This window comes from Amycolatopsis nivea (assembly GCF_004522235.1).
GTDB lineage: Bacteria > Actinomycetota > Actinomycetes > Mycobacteriales > Pseudonocardiaceae > Amycolatopsis > Amycolatopsis nivea.
Genome location: NZ_SDLT01000005.1, coordinates 232,770 through 248,465 on the forward strand (window position 1 = coordinate 232,770; position 15,696 = coordinate 248,465).

The 15,696-nt window shown below is 69.8% G+C and carries 15 protein-coding genes; 7 read left to right on the forward strand and 8 right to left on the reverse strand.

Features of this window, described 5'->3' with window-relative positions; all coding sequences use genetic code 11:
* Positions 1 to 29: 29 nt before the first annotated feature.
* The 3 genes from EIZ44_RS08420 to EIZ44_RS08430 all read left to right on the forward strand — a co-directional run bounded on the left by EIZ44_RS08420 (position 30) and on the right by EIZ44_RS08430 (position 3,524).
* Positions 30 to 1,208 (forward strand): sensor histidine kinase, encoded by a 1,179-nt coding sequence (locus tag EIZ44_RS08420; RefSeq protein WP_240691243.1) that lies wholly within the window; start codon positions 30 to 32, stop codon positions 1,206 to 1,208.
* Positions 1,209 to 1,874, forward strand: coding sequence for a response regulator transcription factor (locus EIZ44_RS08425; RefSeq protein ID WP_037817028.1), 666 nt, complete (start codon positions 1,209 to 1,211; stop codon positions 1,872 to 1,874).
* Positions 1,875 to 2,057: 183 nt separating this feature from the next.
* Positions 2,058 to 3,524, forward strand: a complete 1,467-nt coding sequence (locus EIZ44_RS08430; protein WP_037817026.1) for a catalase — start codon at positions 2,058 to 2,060, stop codon at positions 3,522 to 3,524.
* A 170-nt stretch (positions 3,525 to 3,694) separates the two neighbouring features.
* On the opposite strand, the gene EIZ44_RS08435 is transcribed toward EIZ44_RS08430, so the two are convergent.
* Positions 3,695 to 5,050 (reverse strand): aspartate aminotransferase family protein, encoded by a 1,356-nt coding sequence (locus EIZ44_RS08435; protein WP_037817024.1) that lies wholly within the window; start codon positions 5,048 to 5,050, stop codon positions 3,695 to 3,697.
* A gap of 12 nt (positions 5,051 to 5,062) precedes the next feature.
* The gene (locus EIZ44_RS08440) at positions 5,063 to 6,565 is read right to left on the reverse strand and encodes a CoA-acylating methylmalonate-semialdehyde dehydrogenase (RefSeq protein WP_134728171.1); all 1,503 of its coding nucleotides are present in this window, start codon (positions 6,563 to 6,565) and stop codon (positions 5,063 to 5,065) included.
* A 122-nt stretch (positions 6,566 to 6,687) separates the two neighbouring features.
* Between EIZ44_RS08440 and EIZ44_RS08445 the strand changes: the two genes are divergently transcribed.
* Entirely contained in the window at positions 6,688 to 8,241 is a 1,554-nt protein-coding gene (locus EIZ44_RS08445; RefSeq protein ID WP_037817019.1) for a PucR family transcriptional regulator, read from the forward strand.
* On the opposite strand, the gene EIZ44_RS08450 is transcribed toward EIZ44_RS08445, so the two are convergent.
* From EIZ44_RS08450 to EIZ44_RS08465, 4 genes are all read right to left on the reverse strand, one after another.
* Positions 8,215 to 8,949, reverse strand: coding sequence for a GntR family transcriptional regulator (locus EIZ44_RS08450; RefSeq protein ID WP_037817016.1), 735 nt, complete (start codon positions 8,947 to 8,949; stop codon positions 8,215 to 8,217). The two genes, EIZ44_RS08445 and EIZ44_RS08450, sit on opposite strands and share 27 nt — an antisense overlap.
* A 41-nt stretch (positions 8,950 to 8,990) precedes the next feature.
* Positions 8,991 to 9,704 carry a tryptophan synthase subunit alpha gene (trpA, locus tag EIZ44_RS08455; RefSeq protein ID WP_037817015.1) on the reverse strand — a complete coding sequence of 238 codons (714 nt, stop codon included), beginning with the start codon at positions 9,702 to 9,704 and terminating at the stop codon, positions 8,991 to 8,993.
* A complete protein-coding gene (trpB, locus tag EIZ44_RS08460) occupies positions 9,701 to 10,858 on the reverse strand; it encodes a tryptophan synthase subunit beta (RefSeq protein WP_037817014.1) in 1,158 nt (385 codons plus the stop codon). Before trpB ends, trpA begins: the two co-directional genes overlap by 4 nt.
* 69 nt (positions 10,859 to 10,927) lie before the next feature.
* Positions 10,928 to 11,536 carry a maleylpyruvate isomerase family mycothiol-dependent enzyme gene (locus tag EIZ44_RS08465; RefSeq protein ID WP_037817013.1) on the reverse strand — a complete coding sequence of 203 codons (609 nt, stop codon included), beginning with the start codon at positions 11,534 to 11,536 and terminating at the stop codon, positions 10,928 to 10,930.
* A 62-nt stretch (positions 11,537 to 11,598) separates the two neighbouring features.
* On the opposite strand from EIZ44_RS08465, the gene EIZ44_RS08470 reads away from it, so the two are divergent.
* Positions 11,599 to 12,555 carry a sigma-70 family RNA polymerase sigma factor gene (locus tag EIZ44_RS08470; RefSeq protein WP_037817011.1) on the forward strand — a complete coding sequence of 319 codons (957 nt, stop codon included), beginning with the start codon at positions 11,599 to 11,601 and terminating at the stop codon, positions 12,553 to 12,555.
* Here the strand turns inward: EIZ44_RS08470 and EIZ44_RS08475 are convergent.
* Positions 12,545 to 13,123, reverse strand: coding sequence for a helix-turn-helix domain-containing protein (locus EIZ44_RS08475; RefSeq protein WP_037817009.1), 579 nt, complete (start codon positions 13,121 to 13,123; stop codon positions 12,545 to 12,547). The two genes, EIZ44_RS08470 and EIZ44_RS08475, sit on opposite strands and share 11 nt — an antisense overlap.
* A 90-nt stretch (positions 13,124 to 13,213) precedes the next feature.
* On the opposite strand from EIZ44_RS08475, the gene EIZ44_RS08480 reads away from it, so the two are divergent.
* Together EIZ44_RS08480 and EIZ44_RS08485 are read left to right on the forward strand one after the other, a co-directional pair.
* On the forward strand, positions 13,214 to 13,777 hold the full coding sequence (locus EIZ44_RS08480; RefSeq protein WP_037817008.1) for a class I SAM-dependent methyltransferase: 564 nt from the start codon (positions 13,214 to 13,216) through the stop codon (positions 13,775 to 13,777).
* A gap of 37 nt (positions 13,778 to 13,814) precedes the next feature.
* A complete protein-coding gene (locus EIZ44_RS08485) occupies positions 13,815 to 14,240 on the forward strand; it encodes a class I SAM-dependent DNA methyltransferase (protein ID WP_240691244.1) in 426 nt (141 codons plus the stop codon).
* Between the two features lie 84 nt (positions 14,241 to 14,324).
* Here the strand turns inward: EIZ44_RS08485 and EIZ44_RS08490 are convergent, their stop codons facing one another.
* On the reverse strand, positions 14,325 to 15,659 hold the full coding sequence (locus tag EIZ44_RS08490; RefSeq protein WP_134728172.1) for an MFS transporter: 1,335 nt from the start codon (positions 15,657 to 15,659) through the stop codon (positions 14,325 to 14,327).
* Between the last annotated feature and the right edge of the window lie 37 nt (positions 15,660 to 15,696).

The window sequence follows — 15,696 nt, forward strand, 5'->3', positions numbered from 1 at the left end:
GGCGGGGGCGGATCGGCGAAGATGGGCTGGTGATCGTTTCGCAGGTCAAGCTCAAGCCGTGGCAGCAGGGGTGGCGGCTGGCCGTGGCCGCGCTGCTCGGCGTGGTTGCCTGGGTGGCGGTCGCCTCTCATCTGCCCGCGGGATCCGACGACCCGCGGATCGGGTGGCTGATTTTCGGCGACCCGATCATCGGGCTCGGCTGTCTGGTCGCGTCGCTGTGGCGGCGGAAGTACCCGCTCTCGATCGCGACCGGGGTGATCATCGTCTCGGCGGTGTCGACCTCCGCCGGGGGAGCCGCGCTCCTGGTGCTCGGGTCGCTCGCCACTCGGCGCCGGCTGTTCGAGACCACCTTCATCGGGCTGGCGTGCGTCGCTACCGCGGCGGTCACCGAAGGGCTCTACCCTCGCGGTTCCGACCCGGATCCGTGGTGGTGGTCCATTTCGTTCATCGTGCTGGTCACCGGCATCGTCGTGGCGGTCGGAGCGGCGATCGGGGCGCGGCGCGAGGAGTTGCAGTCGCTGCGGGAACGCGCGGAGAGCGCCGAACGCGAGCAGGTCGCGCGGGCGGCCGAGGCGCGCATTGTCGAGCGGCACCGGATCGCGCGCGAGATGCACGACGTCCTCGCGCACCGGGTGTCGCTGGTCGCGATGCAGGCCGGCGTGCTGGGGCATCGCGCCGATCTGCCGCCTGACCAGGTGTCGCTGCTGGCCAGGGGGATCGCCGACGGTGCGCATCAGGCGCTGGAGGAGCTGCGGGAGGTGCTCGGGGTCCTGCGGGCCAGTCCGGGCGGGCTTGAGCCGCCGCAGCCCTCGCTCGCGAATCTGCCCGCGCTGGTCGCTGACGCGCGGGCGCTCGGGGTGCAGGTCAGCTATACCCCGGAGACGGTCGGGAATCCGCCGGATCTGCTGGCGCGCACGGTGTACCGGATCGTCCAAGAAGGACTGACCAATGCCGGGAAACACGCGCCTGGCGCCGACGTGTGTGTCACCGTGGAGGGCGGGGAGGGCGAGGGGCTGCGCGTGACGGTGCGGGATTCCGGCGCGACCGAGAACGTGGCGCCGCCGCCGTCCGCCGGGTTCGGGTTGCTGGGGCTTGCCGAGCGGGTCGAGCTCGCCGGTGGCGACCTTGACCATCACGCGGACCCGGACGGCGGGTTCGTGCTGACCGCGTGGCTGCCGTGGCCTGCCCGCGGCGAAGGGAGCGAGTGAGTGGACCGGGTGCGGGTCGTGATCGTCGACGACGATCAGCTGGTGCGGATGTCGTTGCGGCTCATGCTCGACGGCGAGGCCGACCTGGAGGTCGCCGGCGAGGCCGCGGACGGCGACGCCGCGATCGCCGAGGTCCGCCGGCTCCGGCCGGACGTCGTGCTGATGGACGTGCGGATGCCCGGCCGCGACGGGCTGAGCGCGACCGAAGCCATCCTCAGCTGGCCGGACCCGCCGCGGATCCTCGTGCTGACCACCTTCGACTCCGACGAGATGGTGCTCGGCGCGCTGCGCGCCGGGGCGCTCGGGTTCGTGCTCAAGGACACCCCGCCGCCGGACATCCTGGCCGCGGTGCGCGCGGTCGCCGACGGGAACCCCGCGCTGTCCCCGGCCGCCACCAGCCGGTTGATCACCGCGGCGATGGGGCCGCAGTCGTCGGGGAGCCGGCGTGCCGCGCGCGAGGCGGCGCGGGCGCGGCTGGCCGCGTTGACCGAACGCGAACGGGACACCGCGCGGGCGATCGCGGAAGGGCTGTCGAATGCCGAGGTGGGCGCGCGGCTGCACATCAGCGTGGCGACGGTGAAGGCGCACACGAGCAGCCTGTTCGCGAAGCTCGGCGTGGTGAACCGGGTGCAGATCGCGCTCGTCGTGCGCGACAGCGAGGAATAACCGGAAATCCGCAGTGCCTGGCACGTATTCCGGAATGAATGCGCAGGATGCGAATCTATTCTCGTAATGAGGAATATTCCTGCGGCAATTTACGCTATTTGTCGGAGTGAATCACCTTCGCGTTTCGGTACCATCTTGGCGGCAAAGTCCTTTTTTGCGGACGAATGCAACGAAAGAGGAGCGATGACTTTCGCTGACAACACCGACCCGTTGACCACCGCGGCGGGCGCGCCGGTCGCCGACAACCAGAACAGCCTCACCGCGGGCGCACGCGGTCCGGTTCTGCTCCAGGACCTCTGGCTGGTGGAAAAGCTCGCGCACTTCGACCGCGAGGTGATCCCGGAGCGGCGGATGCACGCCAAGGGGTCCGGTGCGTTCGGCAAGTTCACCGTCACCCACGACATCAGCCGCTACACCAGGGCCGCGCTGTTCAGCAAGGTCGGCAACGAGGTCGAGACGTTCGTGCGGTTCTCCACCGTCGCCGGGGAACGCGGCGCCGCCGACGCGGAACGCGACATCCGCGGGTTCGCCGTCCGGTTTTACACCTCGCAAGGAAACTGGGACCTGGTCGGCAACAACACGCCGGTCTTCTTCCACCGCGACCCGCTGAAGTTCCCCGACCTGAACCACGCGGTGAAGCGCGATCCGCGGACAAACCTGCGCAACGCGGAGAACAAGTGGGGCTTCTGGACCAATCTTCCCGAGGCGCTGCACCAGATCACCATCGTGATGAGCGACCGCGGCATCCCGAAGACCTACCGGCACATGCACGGGTTCGGCTCGCACACGTTCAGCCTGATCAACGACGCGGGCGAGCGGCACTGGGTGAAGTTCCACTTGCGCACCCAGCAGGGCATCGAAAACCTGACCGACGCCGAGGCGGACGCGCTCATCGGCGAGGACCGCGAATCGCACCAGCGCGATCTGTACGACGCGATCGAACGCGGTGACTATCCTAAGTGGACGCTCTATGTGCAGCTCATGCCGGAGGCGGACGCGGCGACCTATCGGTTCCACCCGTTCGACCTCACGAAGGTCTGGAGCAAAAAGGACTATCCGCTCGTCGAGGTCGGCGAGCTGGAGCTGAACCGCAATCCGGAGAACTACTTCGCCGACGTCGAACAGGCCGCGTTCACCCCGGCCAACCTGGTGCCGGGGATCTCGGTCAGCCCGGACAAGATGTTGCAGGGCAGGCTGTTCTCCTACGGCGACGCCACTCGCTACCGGCTCGGCGTGAACCACCACCAGATCCCGGTCAACTGCCCGCGCGCGGCGGCGCTGGTCAACACCTACCACCGCGACGGCGCGATGCGCGTAGACGGCAACCAGGGCGGAGTGCCGGGCGTGCAGCCGAACTCCTTCGGACGGTGGGCGGAGCAGCCGCAGTACGCCGAGCCCGCGGGACCGGGCGGCGAGGTCGCGGACCGGTTCGACTATCGCGAGGACGACGACAACTACTACGAGCAGCCCGGAAACCTGTTCCGGCTGCTGGACGAGGGCGCGCGGCAGCGATTGTTCGAGAACACGGCGCGGGGAATCAAGGGCGCGCGCAGGGAGACGGTCGAGCGGCATATCGACAATTGCGCCAAGGCGGATCCGGCTTACGGCGCTGGGGTGCGGAAGGCGTGCGAGGAGATCGGGGCGTTGTGACCGGTTGGCACGGCTGAGGCGGCGCAGTTGTCAGGCCGTTGCCTGCTCGCGCCGGTCGAGGCCGGGTTCATGCGCGCCTCCTCGCGGTGCGGACTCTGTCGCCAGGATAAGCGACAGCACGGAAGAAGGCCGGGACCAGACGGTCCCGGCCTCCTCCCTCGCCGGTTGGCTCAGACGAGTTTCTGCGCTTCGAGCAGCGTGTCTCGCAGGATCTGTTCGATCTCGTCGAACTCCGCCTGCCCGGCGATCAGCGGCGGAGCGAACTGGACGACGACGTCGCCCCGGTCGTCCGGACGGCAGTAGAGGCCGCGGTCGAACAGCGCGCCCGGCAGGAAACCCCGGACGAGGCGTTCCCGTTCGTCGGCGTTGAACGTCTCGCGGGTCGCCTTGTCCTTGACCAGTTCGACGGCCCAGAAGTACCCGTCGCCGCGGACGTCGCCGACGATCGGCAGGTCCAGGAGTTTGTCGAGCGTCGAGCGGAACGCGTCCTGGTTGTCCAGTACGCGCTGGTTGAGGCCCTCGCGTTCCATCAGGTCGAGGTTCGCGAGCGCGACCGCGGCCGACACCGGGTGCCCGCCGAAGGTGTACCCGTGCGGGAAGGCGACCTTCGAGGCGAGGAACGGCTCCATCACCCGGTCGGACGCGATCAGCGCGGCGATCGGGCTGTACCCGGAGCTGAGGCCCTTGGCGCAGGTCAGCAGGTCCGGCTGGAGACCGAACTTCTCGCTGGCGAACGTCGCGCCGTGCCTGCCGAACGCGCAGATCACCTCGTCGGCGACCAGCAGGACGTCGTGCCGGTCGCAGATTTCCCGCACGCGCTCGAAGTACCCGGGCGGCGGCGTGAGGCAGCCGCCGGAGTTCTGCACCGGTTCGAGCACGACCGCGGCGACCGTGTCCGCGCCCTCGAACAGGATCGCTTCCTCGATCCGGTCCGCGGCCCAGCGGCCGAACGCTTCGAGGTCGTCGGCGAACTCCGGATGCCGGTACAGGTTGGTGTTCGGCACGCGGAAACCGCCCGGCGCGAGCGGTTCGAAGTCCTTCTTCATCGCGGGCAGCCCGGTGATCGCGAGCGCGCCGTGCGGGGTGCCGTGGTAGGCCACCGCGCGGCTGATCACCTTGTGCTTGCCGGGTTTTCCGGTCAGCTTGAAGTACTGCTTCGCGACCTTCCACGCGGACTCGACCGCTTCGCCGCCGCCGGTGGTGAAGAAGACGCGGTTGAGGTCGCCCGGCGCGAGGTGCGCGAGCCGTTCGGCCAGTTCCGCCGCGGGTTTCGTGGCATAGCCCCAAATCGGGAAGTACGCCAGCTCGTTCGCCTGCTGCGCGGCGACCTCGACGAGTTCGCGACGGCCGTGTCCGGCCTGCACGACGAAGAGTCCGGCCAGGCCGTCGAGGATCTTGCGGCCGCGGTCGTCCCACACGTGCACGCCCTCGCCGCGGGTGATCACCGGGACCGGCGAGTCCGGGTAATTTCCCATGCGGGAGAAGTGCATCCACAGGTGCCGGGCTGCTGCCGACTGAGTGTCCATTGCAGATCCCTCTCAGACGTTCTGCGGGAAACCGAGGTTGAGCCCGCCCTGCTCCGGGCCGGGCCAGCGGGTGGTGACGACCTTGGCGCGGGTGAAGAAGTGCACGCCCTCGCCGCCGTGCGCGTGGGTGTCGCCGAACAGCGAGTTTTTGCGGCCGCCGAACGAGTGGTAGGCCACTGGGACCGGCACCGGCACGTTCACGCCGACCATGCCCGCCTCGACGTCGGCGGAGAACCGGCGGGCCGCGCCGCCGTCGTTGGTGAAGATCGCCGCGCCGTTGCCGTACGGGCCGGCGTTGATGAGCTCGATCGCGTCGGCGAACGTTTCCACCCGGACGACCGAAAGCACCGGGCCGAAGATTTCGTCGGTGTAGATCGGCATGTCCGGGCGGACGTGGTCGAACACCGTGGGGCCGACGAAGAATCCCTCGCCGTCCGCGTCGAATTCACCTTCGCGGCCGTCCAGGACCAGCGTCGCGCCGGCTTCCGCACCGGCGGCGATGTAGCCGGAGACCCGGTCCTTCGCGGCGGCGGTGACCAGCGGGCCCATGTCGCAGGAGCGGGTGCCGTCGCCGGTCACCAGCGTCTTCGCGCGGTCGGCGATCCGCGGCACCAGCGCGTCGGCGACGTCGCCCACCGCGACCACGACCGAGACCGCCATGCAGCGTTCGCCCGCGGACCCGAAACCGGCGCTGACCGCCTGGTCGGCGACCAGGTCGAGGTCGGCGTCGGGCAGCACCACCATGTGGTTCTTCGCGCCGCCGAGCGCCTGGACGCGCTTGCCGTTCGCGGTGCCGGTCTCGTAGACGTACTGCGCGATCGGCGTCGATCCGACGAACGAAACCGCCTCGATGTCCGGGCTGTGCAGCAGCGCGTCGACGGCGGCTTTGTTGCCGTGCAACACGTTGAACACGCCTTCGGGCAGACCGGCTTCGCGCCACAGTTCGGCGATCCAGTTCGCGGCGGTCGGCACCTTCTCCGACGGCTTCAGCACCACGGTGTTCCCGGCCGCGATCGCGATCGGGAAGAACCACATCGGGACCATGGCGGGGAAGTTGAACGGCGAGATGATCGCGACCGGACCGAGCGGTTCGCGCAGCGACGTGACGTCGATGTCGGTGGACGCGTTGGCCGTCGCCGCGCCCTTGAGCAACTGCGGGATGCCGCAGGCGAACTCGACGACCTCCAGGCCGCGCGCGACCTCGCCCGCTGCGTCGGACAGCACTTTGCCGTGCTCGGAGGTGATGATTTCGGCGAGTTCTCCTGACCGCGCGTCGAGCAGTTCGCGGAACCGGAACAGCACACGGCTGCGCTTGGCCAGCGACGTCTTGCGCCAGGCGGGGAACGCGGCCTTCGCGGCGGCGATCGCGGCCTCGGCGTCCGCGGCCGAGCCGAGCGGCACGCGCGCGGTGACCTTCCCGGTCGCCGGGTTCGTGACGTCCCCGTAGCCGTCCGGCGAGCCTGCTGCCTCGCCGCCGGCGATCCACTGGGACAGCGTCGGCACGGAATCGCTCATCGAGCCACCTTTCTTCCTGGTATTCGCCCTCTGAGGGTCCCTCCCGGACGGGTCTGGGGTAACCGACGGATCGTCACGTTGTTGACGCCTGGCTTTACATTTCGTCGGGTTATGCTGCGCGGGTGGACCTGACCCTGCGAGACGTTCTCGAGCTGCCCGTGATGGCCGCCGGGGCGCCGGTCGTGCGCTCCGCCGCGGACGCGGTCGACGTGCCGGTGCGGTCGGTGCACGTGAGCGAGCTGAGCGACGTCGCCGGGACGCTGACCAGCGACGTTCTGGTGCTCTCGATCGGGCGCGCGTTCGCCGAGCCGGGCTTCGATCCGGTGGCGTACGTGCGTTCGCTGCGCGACGCCGGCGCGATCGGGCTGGTCGTGGACCCGTGGGAGCGGCCGAAGGCGCTGCCGAGCGGATTGGTGCAGGCCGCGCGGGCGGCCCGGTTCCCGCTGGTGGAACTGCGCAGCACGATCCGCTTCATCGAGGTGACCGAGATCGTGCACGCGAGGATCGTCAACGCGCACTACGAGCGGTTGCGGCTGGCCGAGCGCGCGCACGAGGCGTTCAGCACGGTCGGTTCGGCGTCGCAGGCGCCGGACGCGGTCCTCGCGCACGCGGCGGACCTGATCGGGCTGCCGGTGGTGCTGGAGGACCGGACGCATCGGGCGCTCGCGTTCGCCGGGGCCGGTTCGGCGGAATCGCTGCTGCGCGACTGGCCTGCCCGGTCGCGCCGGGTGCCGTTTTCCGCGGCGACCGCGGTCGGCGGTCCGGAGGGCTGGATGTGCACGCCGGTGGGGCCGCCGCGGGAACGCTGGGGCCGGCTGGTCGTGCCCGCGCACTCGGCGGAGCAGCCGTCGGCGTGGATGGTGCTCGAACGCGCGGCGGAGGCGCTCACCGTCGGGAAGCTACTGGAACGCTCGCCGCTGTCGGTGGAAATCGAGGCGCAGGGCGATTTGCTGCGGGACCTGCTGCACGGCGCGGACGAGGGTTCGGTCCGCGCGCGGGCCAGGGCGTTGGGGCTGGCCGCGGCGGCGTACTACACGGTGCTGGTGTGCCGTCCGGCTCGGGCCGGTCAGGAGCGGGCGCTGCTGGACGCGGTGCTGACCAGCGACGGGATCGGCGGCGTACTGGCGGAAGGCCGGGTGGCGGCGGTGTTCCCGTGTTCCTCGGTGGCTGCGGAGAAAGCGTTGCTGGAGCGCGTGGTCGCTGGGGTTCCGGCTGGCTTGGCGGCGGCGTTCGGGGCGGCCGGGCCGGTGCGCCGGCTCGGTGAGCTACCGGCGGCGCTGCAGGAGGCGGTGCACGTCGCGGATGTCGAATCGCCTGGTACGCCTGGACTTCGGCGGGCTGGTGACCTGGGTGTGCGCGGGTTGTTGTGGTGGCTGCGGGAGCATCCGCGGTTGCATGAGTTCACCGAGGCGCAGCTGCGACCGTTGCTGACGTTGCCGGAACCGCGGGCCAGCCGGGCGTTCGCGACGTTGCGGGCGTTTGTCGAGTCGGGGTACTCGATGACGGAGTTCGCGAAGGCGTTGAACCTGAGCCGTCCGGCGGCGTATTCGCGGTTGGCGACGATCGAGCGGTTGCTGGGTGTGGATCTGTCTGATTCGGACACTCGGCTTTCGTTGCATCTGGCGGTTTTGGCGCATGGGCATCGGGGTTCAGCTTCCGGCTCCCCAGCGCAGTGAGAGGCGGTCGGCGGCGCGTTCGGTGCTGATGTGCATCATGCTGCCGAGGATGGTCGCGCGGTCGATGACGACGATTGTGCCGTCCGGGGTGCTTGTGGTGCGCTCGCTGACCAGGACCGGGGTGGTGACCGGTTCGTCGAGAAGGCGGGCGAGCTTGTCGTCGAGCGCGTCCGGGCGGATGGTTTCGGCGGCGCGGTCCACCACGACGTCCAGTTCGGACAGTGCGGTGTAGAGCGACACCGCGGTGAAATCGGTGTCCCGCAAGCGTTCCCCGTGCGGGGGAGCGATCCACGACACCTGATGGATCGCTCTCCGGCCGCCGAACTCGCGTACTCGTTCCAGCCGCAGGCCGGAATCGGTCGCCCGGGCCTGCAGTCGCGCGGCGATGCGAGTGGGCAACCGGCGTACTGCCTGGCTGACGACCTCGGTGCGCACGACGTAACCCTGATCGCGCAAGTCCTCGGTGAAGCTGCGCAAGGAGCCCAGCTGGTACGAGGCCGGCGTCGGCGCCACGAAGGTGCCTCGGCCGGGTTGTTGCACGATCAGGGCTTCGTCGCTGAGTTCGCGCAGCGCTTGTCGCAGCGTCATGAGCGTGACGCCGTAGGACGCGCTGAGCTCCCGCTGCGGCGGCAGGGCCTCGCCGGGCGCGTACTCCCCGGCGCGGATCTTCGCGGCGAGATCCGCGGCGATCGCTCGGTATCGGGCCATGCGCGTCCGTTCTGGTCCGGTTCTGCGGGGACCAGCGGATTCTAGTCCAGCGCGGCCCGCATGGTCGCGACGTACTCGCCGACCTCCGCTGGACCGGCGCCGTCGAGCACCCGCCGCATGATCGCGGCGCCCACGATCACGCCGTCGGCCACGCGGGCGGCCTCGGTGGCGTGTTCCGGTCGCGAGATGCCGAAGCCGACCAGGACCGGCAGGTGGGTGGAGTTCTTCAGCCGGGTCGCCAGGTCGATCGCGGAGGCGGGCAGGTGGTCGCGTTCGCCGGTGGTGCTCATCGACGAGACGGCGTAGACGAAACCTCGGCTGCGCGCGGCGATCTCGTGCGCGCGGTCGGTCGGCGTCGCGGGGGAGACCAGGAGTGCCAGGTCGATTTCCTCCTCGATCGCGGGTACTTCCTCCAGCGGAAGGTCGGGCACGATCAGACCGTCGACTCCGGCTTCTTTCAAGTCAGCGCAGAAACCTTTGCGGACGGCCAAGTTGGCGTAGGTGCTCGCGATGACCGGAACGTCCACTGTGGTCTCCGACAGTACATTGAGGACGCTGCGCGGAGTCGTTCCGTTGGAGAGAGCGACGTTGGACGCCTCCTGAATGGTCACGCCGTCCAGGGTCGGATCGGAGAAGGGGATACCGACTTCGATCGCGTCCGCACCGGCTTCGACCAGCGCCGGAAGATATTCTGTCCACTGTGGAGTAACGCCGCCGGTGATATACGGCATCAGGATTTTGCGGTCGGTTTTCATGCGCGGGACTCCTCGGCGCGGGCAATGAGCGTGGCGATGTCCTTGTCGCCACGACCGGACAGGGTGAGCAGCACCGTGGAACCCGCCGGAAGATCCGGCGTGCCAGCGGCTTCGGCCACCCAGGCAAGCGCGTGCGCGGATTCCAGCGCCGGGATGATTCCCTCGGTCCGAGCCAATTGCGCGGCCGCGGCGACCGCTGCTTCGTCGTTGACCGCGAAGTACTGCGCCCGGCCGAGGTCGCGCAGGTGCGCGTGTTCCGGCCCGACACCGGGATAGTCCAGCCCGGCCGCGATCGAATGGGCTTCGAGGATCTGCCCGTGCTCGTCCTGGAGGAACAGCGACCGCGAACCGTGCAGCACCCCGGCCTGGCCGGACGTCGCGCCCGATCCGCCGATCGCTTCCACTCCGACCAGCCGGGCGCTGGTGTCGGCGAATCCGGCGAACGTGCCCGCCGCGTTGGATCCGCCGCCGACGCACGCGACGACGAAATCCGGCACGGTCCCGTGCTGTTCGCGGGCTTCGTCGCCGATCACGCGCTGGAATTCCCGCACCATCCACGGATACGGATGCGGTCCGACGACCGAGCCGAGGCAGTAGTGCGCCTCCTCGGTCGAGCTGACCCAGTGCCGCATCGCCTCGCTGGTCGCGTCCTTGAGCGTGCGGCTGCCGGAGCTGACCGGGACGACCTCCGCGCCGAGGTAACGCATGCGGAACACGTTGTGCGACTGGCGTTCGACGTCCTGTTCGCCCATGAACACCGTGACCGGCAGGTCGAGCAGCGCGCCCGCGGTGGCCGTCGCGACGCCGTGCATCCCGGCCCCGGTCTCGGCGATCAGCCGCTGTTTGCCCATCCGCTTGGCGAGCAGCGCCTGGCCGACCGCGTTGTTGATCTTGTGCGACCCGGTGTGCGTGAGGTCTTCCCGCTTGAGCGCGACGGTCACGCCGAGTTCCGCGGACAGCCGTTCGGCGGGCGTCACCGGCGTGGGCCTGCCGACGTGCCGGGCGAGCATCGTCTGGAGCTGCTCGCGGAAACCGGGGTCGACCCAGGCCTTCTCGAACGCCTCGGCGACTTCGAGGCAGGCGGGCACCAGGGATTCCGGCACCCAGCGCCCGCCGTACTCCCCGAAGCGTCCTTCCTGGGGTGGGGTGCGCATGAGCGGCTCCTTAGAGTTCTATAACTGTCTCCACTGTTATAGAACTCTTGGCGACGGAGCGCAAGCCCGTCAGCGCTGCCGCAGCACCTCGACGCCGTCCCCGTCCAGGTCGTCGAGGAACCGGGAGCGGCCGGTCATGGCCATGATCAGGGCGAGTGTCGGGCCCGACACGAGGGGTCCCGAGCCGCCGGAAAAGTCACTGTCGGTTGCTTCGAGGCGGAGGCCGCGGACGCGTCCCTTAGCGAGCACGACGAGGTCGGAGCCGAGGTAGTAGCGGGCCACCGCGGTGAGCGTGTCGATCGGATACTCATGGTGGATGCCGAGCGGACGGCGGATGTCTTCGCCGTGCACGACCGTCTCGCCGAGCATCGCCACGACCGGCAGCGGCGGTTTCGTCGTGCTGGTGACGACCCGGCGGAAGCGGGCCAACGTGTCGGCCGGGCTGTCGCCGAGGTGCTCGGCCAATCGCATCGCGACCTGCCGATCGAAGTCGAACCGGCAGCGGAGCACGCCCGCCATCCAGCGCAGCGGCGTGAGCGACGCGCCGGCGGTGAGGTGGGCCAGCACCTCGCGGACGGAGAGCCCCTCGCACAGCGAAGGCGTGCTCCATGCGGCGTCGGACAGATCGTCGGCCAGTGCGGCGCGTTCGGCGTGGATCTGCTGCCAGGTCGCGGTCATTCCAGGTCTCCTCGGTAGTCGTTGCCAGGTGAGACCGGCCGGATGCGGCAGAATCGTCGGTCGTGGGGGAATTTTCTTCGGAAGCCGCGTTCACCCGTGCGGTGGCCCCGTTGCGGGTGGAATTGCGTGCGCACTGTTACCGCATGCTCGGCTCGATCCACGACGCCGACGACGCCGTGCAGGAGGCGCTGCTGCGAGCGTGGCGCGGGCTGCCCGGGTTCGAGGGCCGCAGTGCGCTGCGCACCTGGCTGTTTACAATCGCCACGCGCACCTGCCTGGACCTCATCGAGCAGCGCGGCCGCCGCGCACTGCCGGTCGACCTCGGCCCGGCGAGCGAGCAGGTCGTCCTCGACTCCGCCCCGCGTACCGACGTGGCTTGGCTGGGCCCCTGCCCCGATTTCCCCGCGGCCAGCTACGAACAACGCGAGGCGGTCGAGCTGGCTTTCGTCGCCGCGTGCCGCCATCTGCCGGGTAACCAGCGGGCGGCGCTGCTGCTGTTCGACGTCCTCGGCTTCTCCGCCGCCGAGATCGCCGCGATGATGGAAACGTCCGTGACCTCGGTGAACTCCGCCCTGGCCCGCGCCCGCCGGACCATCGCGGCGCACGTTCCCGCCCGGACTCAGCAGCAGATGCTCGGCGACTCTCGCCTTCACGAGCTGGCGACCGGGTTCGCGACCGCCCTTGCCGAAGGCGACGTCGACGGTCTGGTGAGCCTGCTGACCGAGGACGTCACCTGGTCGATGCCGCCGCTGCCGCACTGGTACCGCGGCCGCGCCGCCGTCACGGAGTTCGCCTTCCAAGTCCCGATGACGCGCTGCCCGAGCTGGCGCTTCCGGCTGACCAGCGCGAACGCCCAACCGGCCGTGGCGTTCTACCTCGGCGGTTCGGCGACTGTCCCGCACGAGGCGTGGTCCATCACGGTGCTGACCCTGCGGGACGACCGGATCTGCGACCTCACGTCCTTCCTCGGCGCGGAGCATTTCCCGGCCTTCGGACTGCCCGCCACGGTCACGCCTTAGGCGCTGCCCGCACGTGCGCGCGCTGCCCCTGCCGTCCGATCAGGCACAGGTACTCCACCGGTTCCGCCGACGCCGCGCCGAACCAATGCGGTACCCGGGTGTCGAATTCCGCAGCCTCGCCCGGAGAAAGCGTCATGTCGTGCTCGCCGAGCACCAGTCGTAACTGTCCATTGAGGACATAGGTCCACTCGTAGCCCTCGTGCGTCCTGGGATCGGGTTCCTGCTTTTTCCGTTGTCCGGGCAGGATGAATTTGTACGCCTGGATCCCGCCCGGACGGCGCGTGAGCGGCAGGATCGTCACGCCGTCGGCACAGCTGATCGGGCGGAGGTGGATGCGCGGGTCGCCGGTTTGCGGGGCGTCGACCAGTTCGTCGAGGGTCACGCCGTGCGCGCGGGCCAGCGGCAGCAGTTGTTCCAGGGTGGGCCGCCGGTTGCCGGATTCCAGTCGCGACAGCGTGCTGGCCGCGATGCCGGTCTGCGCGGCCAGTTCGGCCAGCGTGACGTCCCGCTTCCGGCGCAGCTCGCGCAACCGGGGGCCGACTGCGTCCAGGGCTCGGTCGTCGTCCATTTCCCGAGTTTGACAGATTGGCAAGCTTCCTTGCCAGACGTGCCGGAGGGTTTGCAAGGTGGAACCGGGAACCTCAGGAAAGGAACCGTTGTGCCGCACGCATTCGATCAGTCCTATTGGGACGAGCACTGGCATGGTGCCGCCGGACACGCGCAGCTCGAACCGCATCCGCAGCTGGTCGAGGAAGCGGGGAAGCTGCCGCCGGGACGCGCGCTGGACGCTGGCTGTGGCGAAGGGAACGAGGCGCTCTGGCTCGCCGGGCACGGATGGCAGGTGACGGCGGTCGACCTGTCCGAGGAGGTGCTGCGGCACGCGCGCGAACGGTCGAGCGAGGTCGAGTGGGTGTGCGCTGACCTGCTGAAATGGACTCCGGACGGGCAGTTCGACCTGGTCGCCACGCACTACGTGCACGCGGCGGGCCCGCTGTTCGAGCGGCTCGCGGAGTGGGTCGCGCCGGGCGGGACGTTGCTGGTGGTCGGGCATCACCACGGGGAGATGCATCCGCCGGAGTCGACGATCACCGGCCAGGACGTCGGTCTGGACCCTGGGCAGTGGGAGATCACGGTCGCGGAGAACCGGACGCGGAAGGTGCATGGCGGGGAATTGCACGACACGATTCTCTGTGCCCGCAAGGTTTCTTCGCCGAACGCGTAATCGGTGGCGGACGGGGGCGCGGTAGTGCACTGGAGTGGTGGCGGCCTATGACGAGATCGCGGACTGGTACGAGGAGGAGTTTCTCCGCGCCCAGCCGGTGAACCCCGGGGCGAGCGCGCTGCGGGATCTTCTCGGCGAAGGCAGCGGGGTGTGCCTGGAGATCGGCTGCGGCACCGGCGTGCACGCGGACCTGGTGCGGGAGCTGGGCTGGATGCCGCTCGGAGTCGACCTGTCCAGCGGGATGCTGCGGCACGCTCGGGCTCGGCTGCCGACCGCCCGGGCCGATGCCGCACGGTTGCCGGTCCGGGACCGCAGCGTCGATGCGGTCGTTTCGGTGCTGGTGCACCGATCGTGCTGGCGCTCCGTGCGTTCGTCGGCGCTGCAGGAACCGAGAACGAGTACGGCGCCAACGGTGTGCTCCAGAACCCCAGCACGACGCACTGGCCGCTGGCCGAGCTGTTGAACGGGTTGCTAGACGCCGGTCTGTCGTTCGACCGGTTCGTCGAGTCCGGGTCGCCGGTGCCGATCGTGCTGGCGGTGCGTGCGTTCATCGGCGCGGCAGAATCCGGAGAACAACCATCGCCCCGACAGTGAGCACCAGAATCCCTCCGCAGGCCAGCGCGAGTGCGTGCAGTGGTGAGCCGGGCAGGGCGGAGTAGTAAACAGCGCCAATCACCGCGACTCCCAGTGCTCCGCCGATCTGTTGCCCAGTCGCCAGCACGCCGGAGGCCATCCCGGCGTCGGCGCGGGGGACGGCGGCCAGCACGTGGTTCAACAGCGGCGGGACGAGCAACCCCTGACCTGCGCCGATCAAGGCGAGCGCGGGAGCGAAGGACCAGGGGGTGGTCGAAAGCGTGATCAGCACGACGTAGCCGAGCCCGGCAGTCGCAGCCCCGAGGAGCGGCGCGAAGGGCACCCGGCTGCCGAGCAGGCTCAACGCGAGGAAGGCGGCGGCGAACGGCAGGTACGTGAGCGCGGCGTCGAGCGGGCTGAGGCCCAGACCGTCTTGCAGGGCAAGGGAAAGCACGAGAAAGAACGAATTGATCCCGGCGTAGGTCAGCAGCACGAGACCCATTCCGAGACTGAATTCGCGCTGCCGCAGCAGCCCGGGGCGAACCAGCGGAGCGGGGACTCGACGTTCGACGGCCGTGAAGACTCCGAGTGCGACGGCACCGCCGGCGAGGCTGCACCAGGACCACAGCGGCCAGCCTGCTTCCCGGCCGGTGATGAGTGGCAGGACGAGCAGGGTGAGCGCGACGGTCAGCACGGCGGTGCCGCGGAGGTCCAGTCGTGCGGTGCCGTTCGGCCGGGTTCGCGGCAGGAAGCGGGCGGCGAGAGCGAGGGTGAGCAGTCCGATCGGGACGTTGACCCAGAAGATCGCCCGCCACGGGCTGCCGAAGAGGTTCGCGGTCACGAGGATCCCGCCCAGCAGCTGGCCGGTGACGCCGGACAGTCCGATGACCGCGCCGAGCACGGCGAACGCTTTCGGGCGCTGTGGGCCGGGCACGACGACGTGGATCATCGCGAGGACCTGCGGGAACATCGCCGCGGCACCGAGTCCCTGGACGAACCGGGCGGCGACCAGCCACCCGGCACCGGGAGCGGCGGCGCACGCGGCCGACGCACCGGTGAACAGCAGCAGCCCGGCCAGGAACACCGGTTTGCGGCCGCGGAGGTCGCCGAGCCGGGCGAACGTGATGAGTGCCACGGCGTACGCGAGCTGGTAACCGGCGAGCAGCAGCTGGAGTTCGGCGGGCGAGGCGCCGAGGTCGGACCGGATGGCGGGGGCGGCGACGAACACGATGAAGGTGTCCAGCACCGCCATGAAAACGCCGGCCAGCAGGATCGCGAGCGCGCGCCAGTGCGGGGAAACGGAGTGCATGGCTTGATCGTCGGCAGCGGGCCGGACGCGGGGGTAG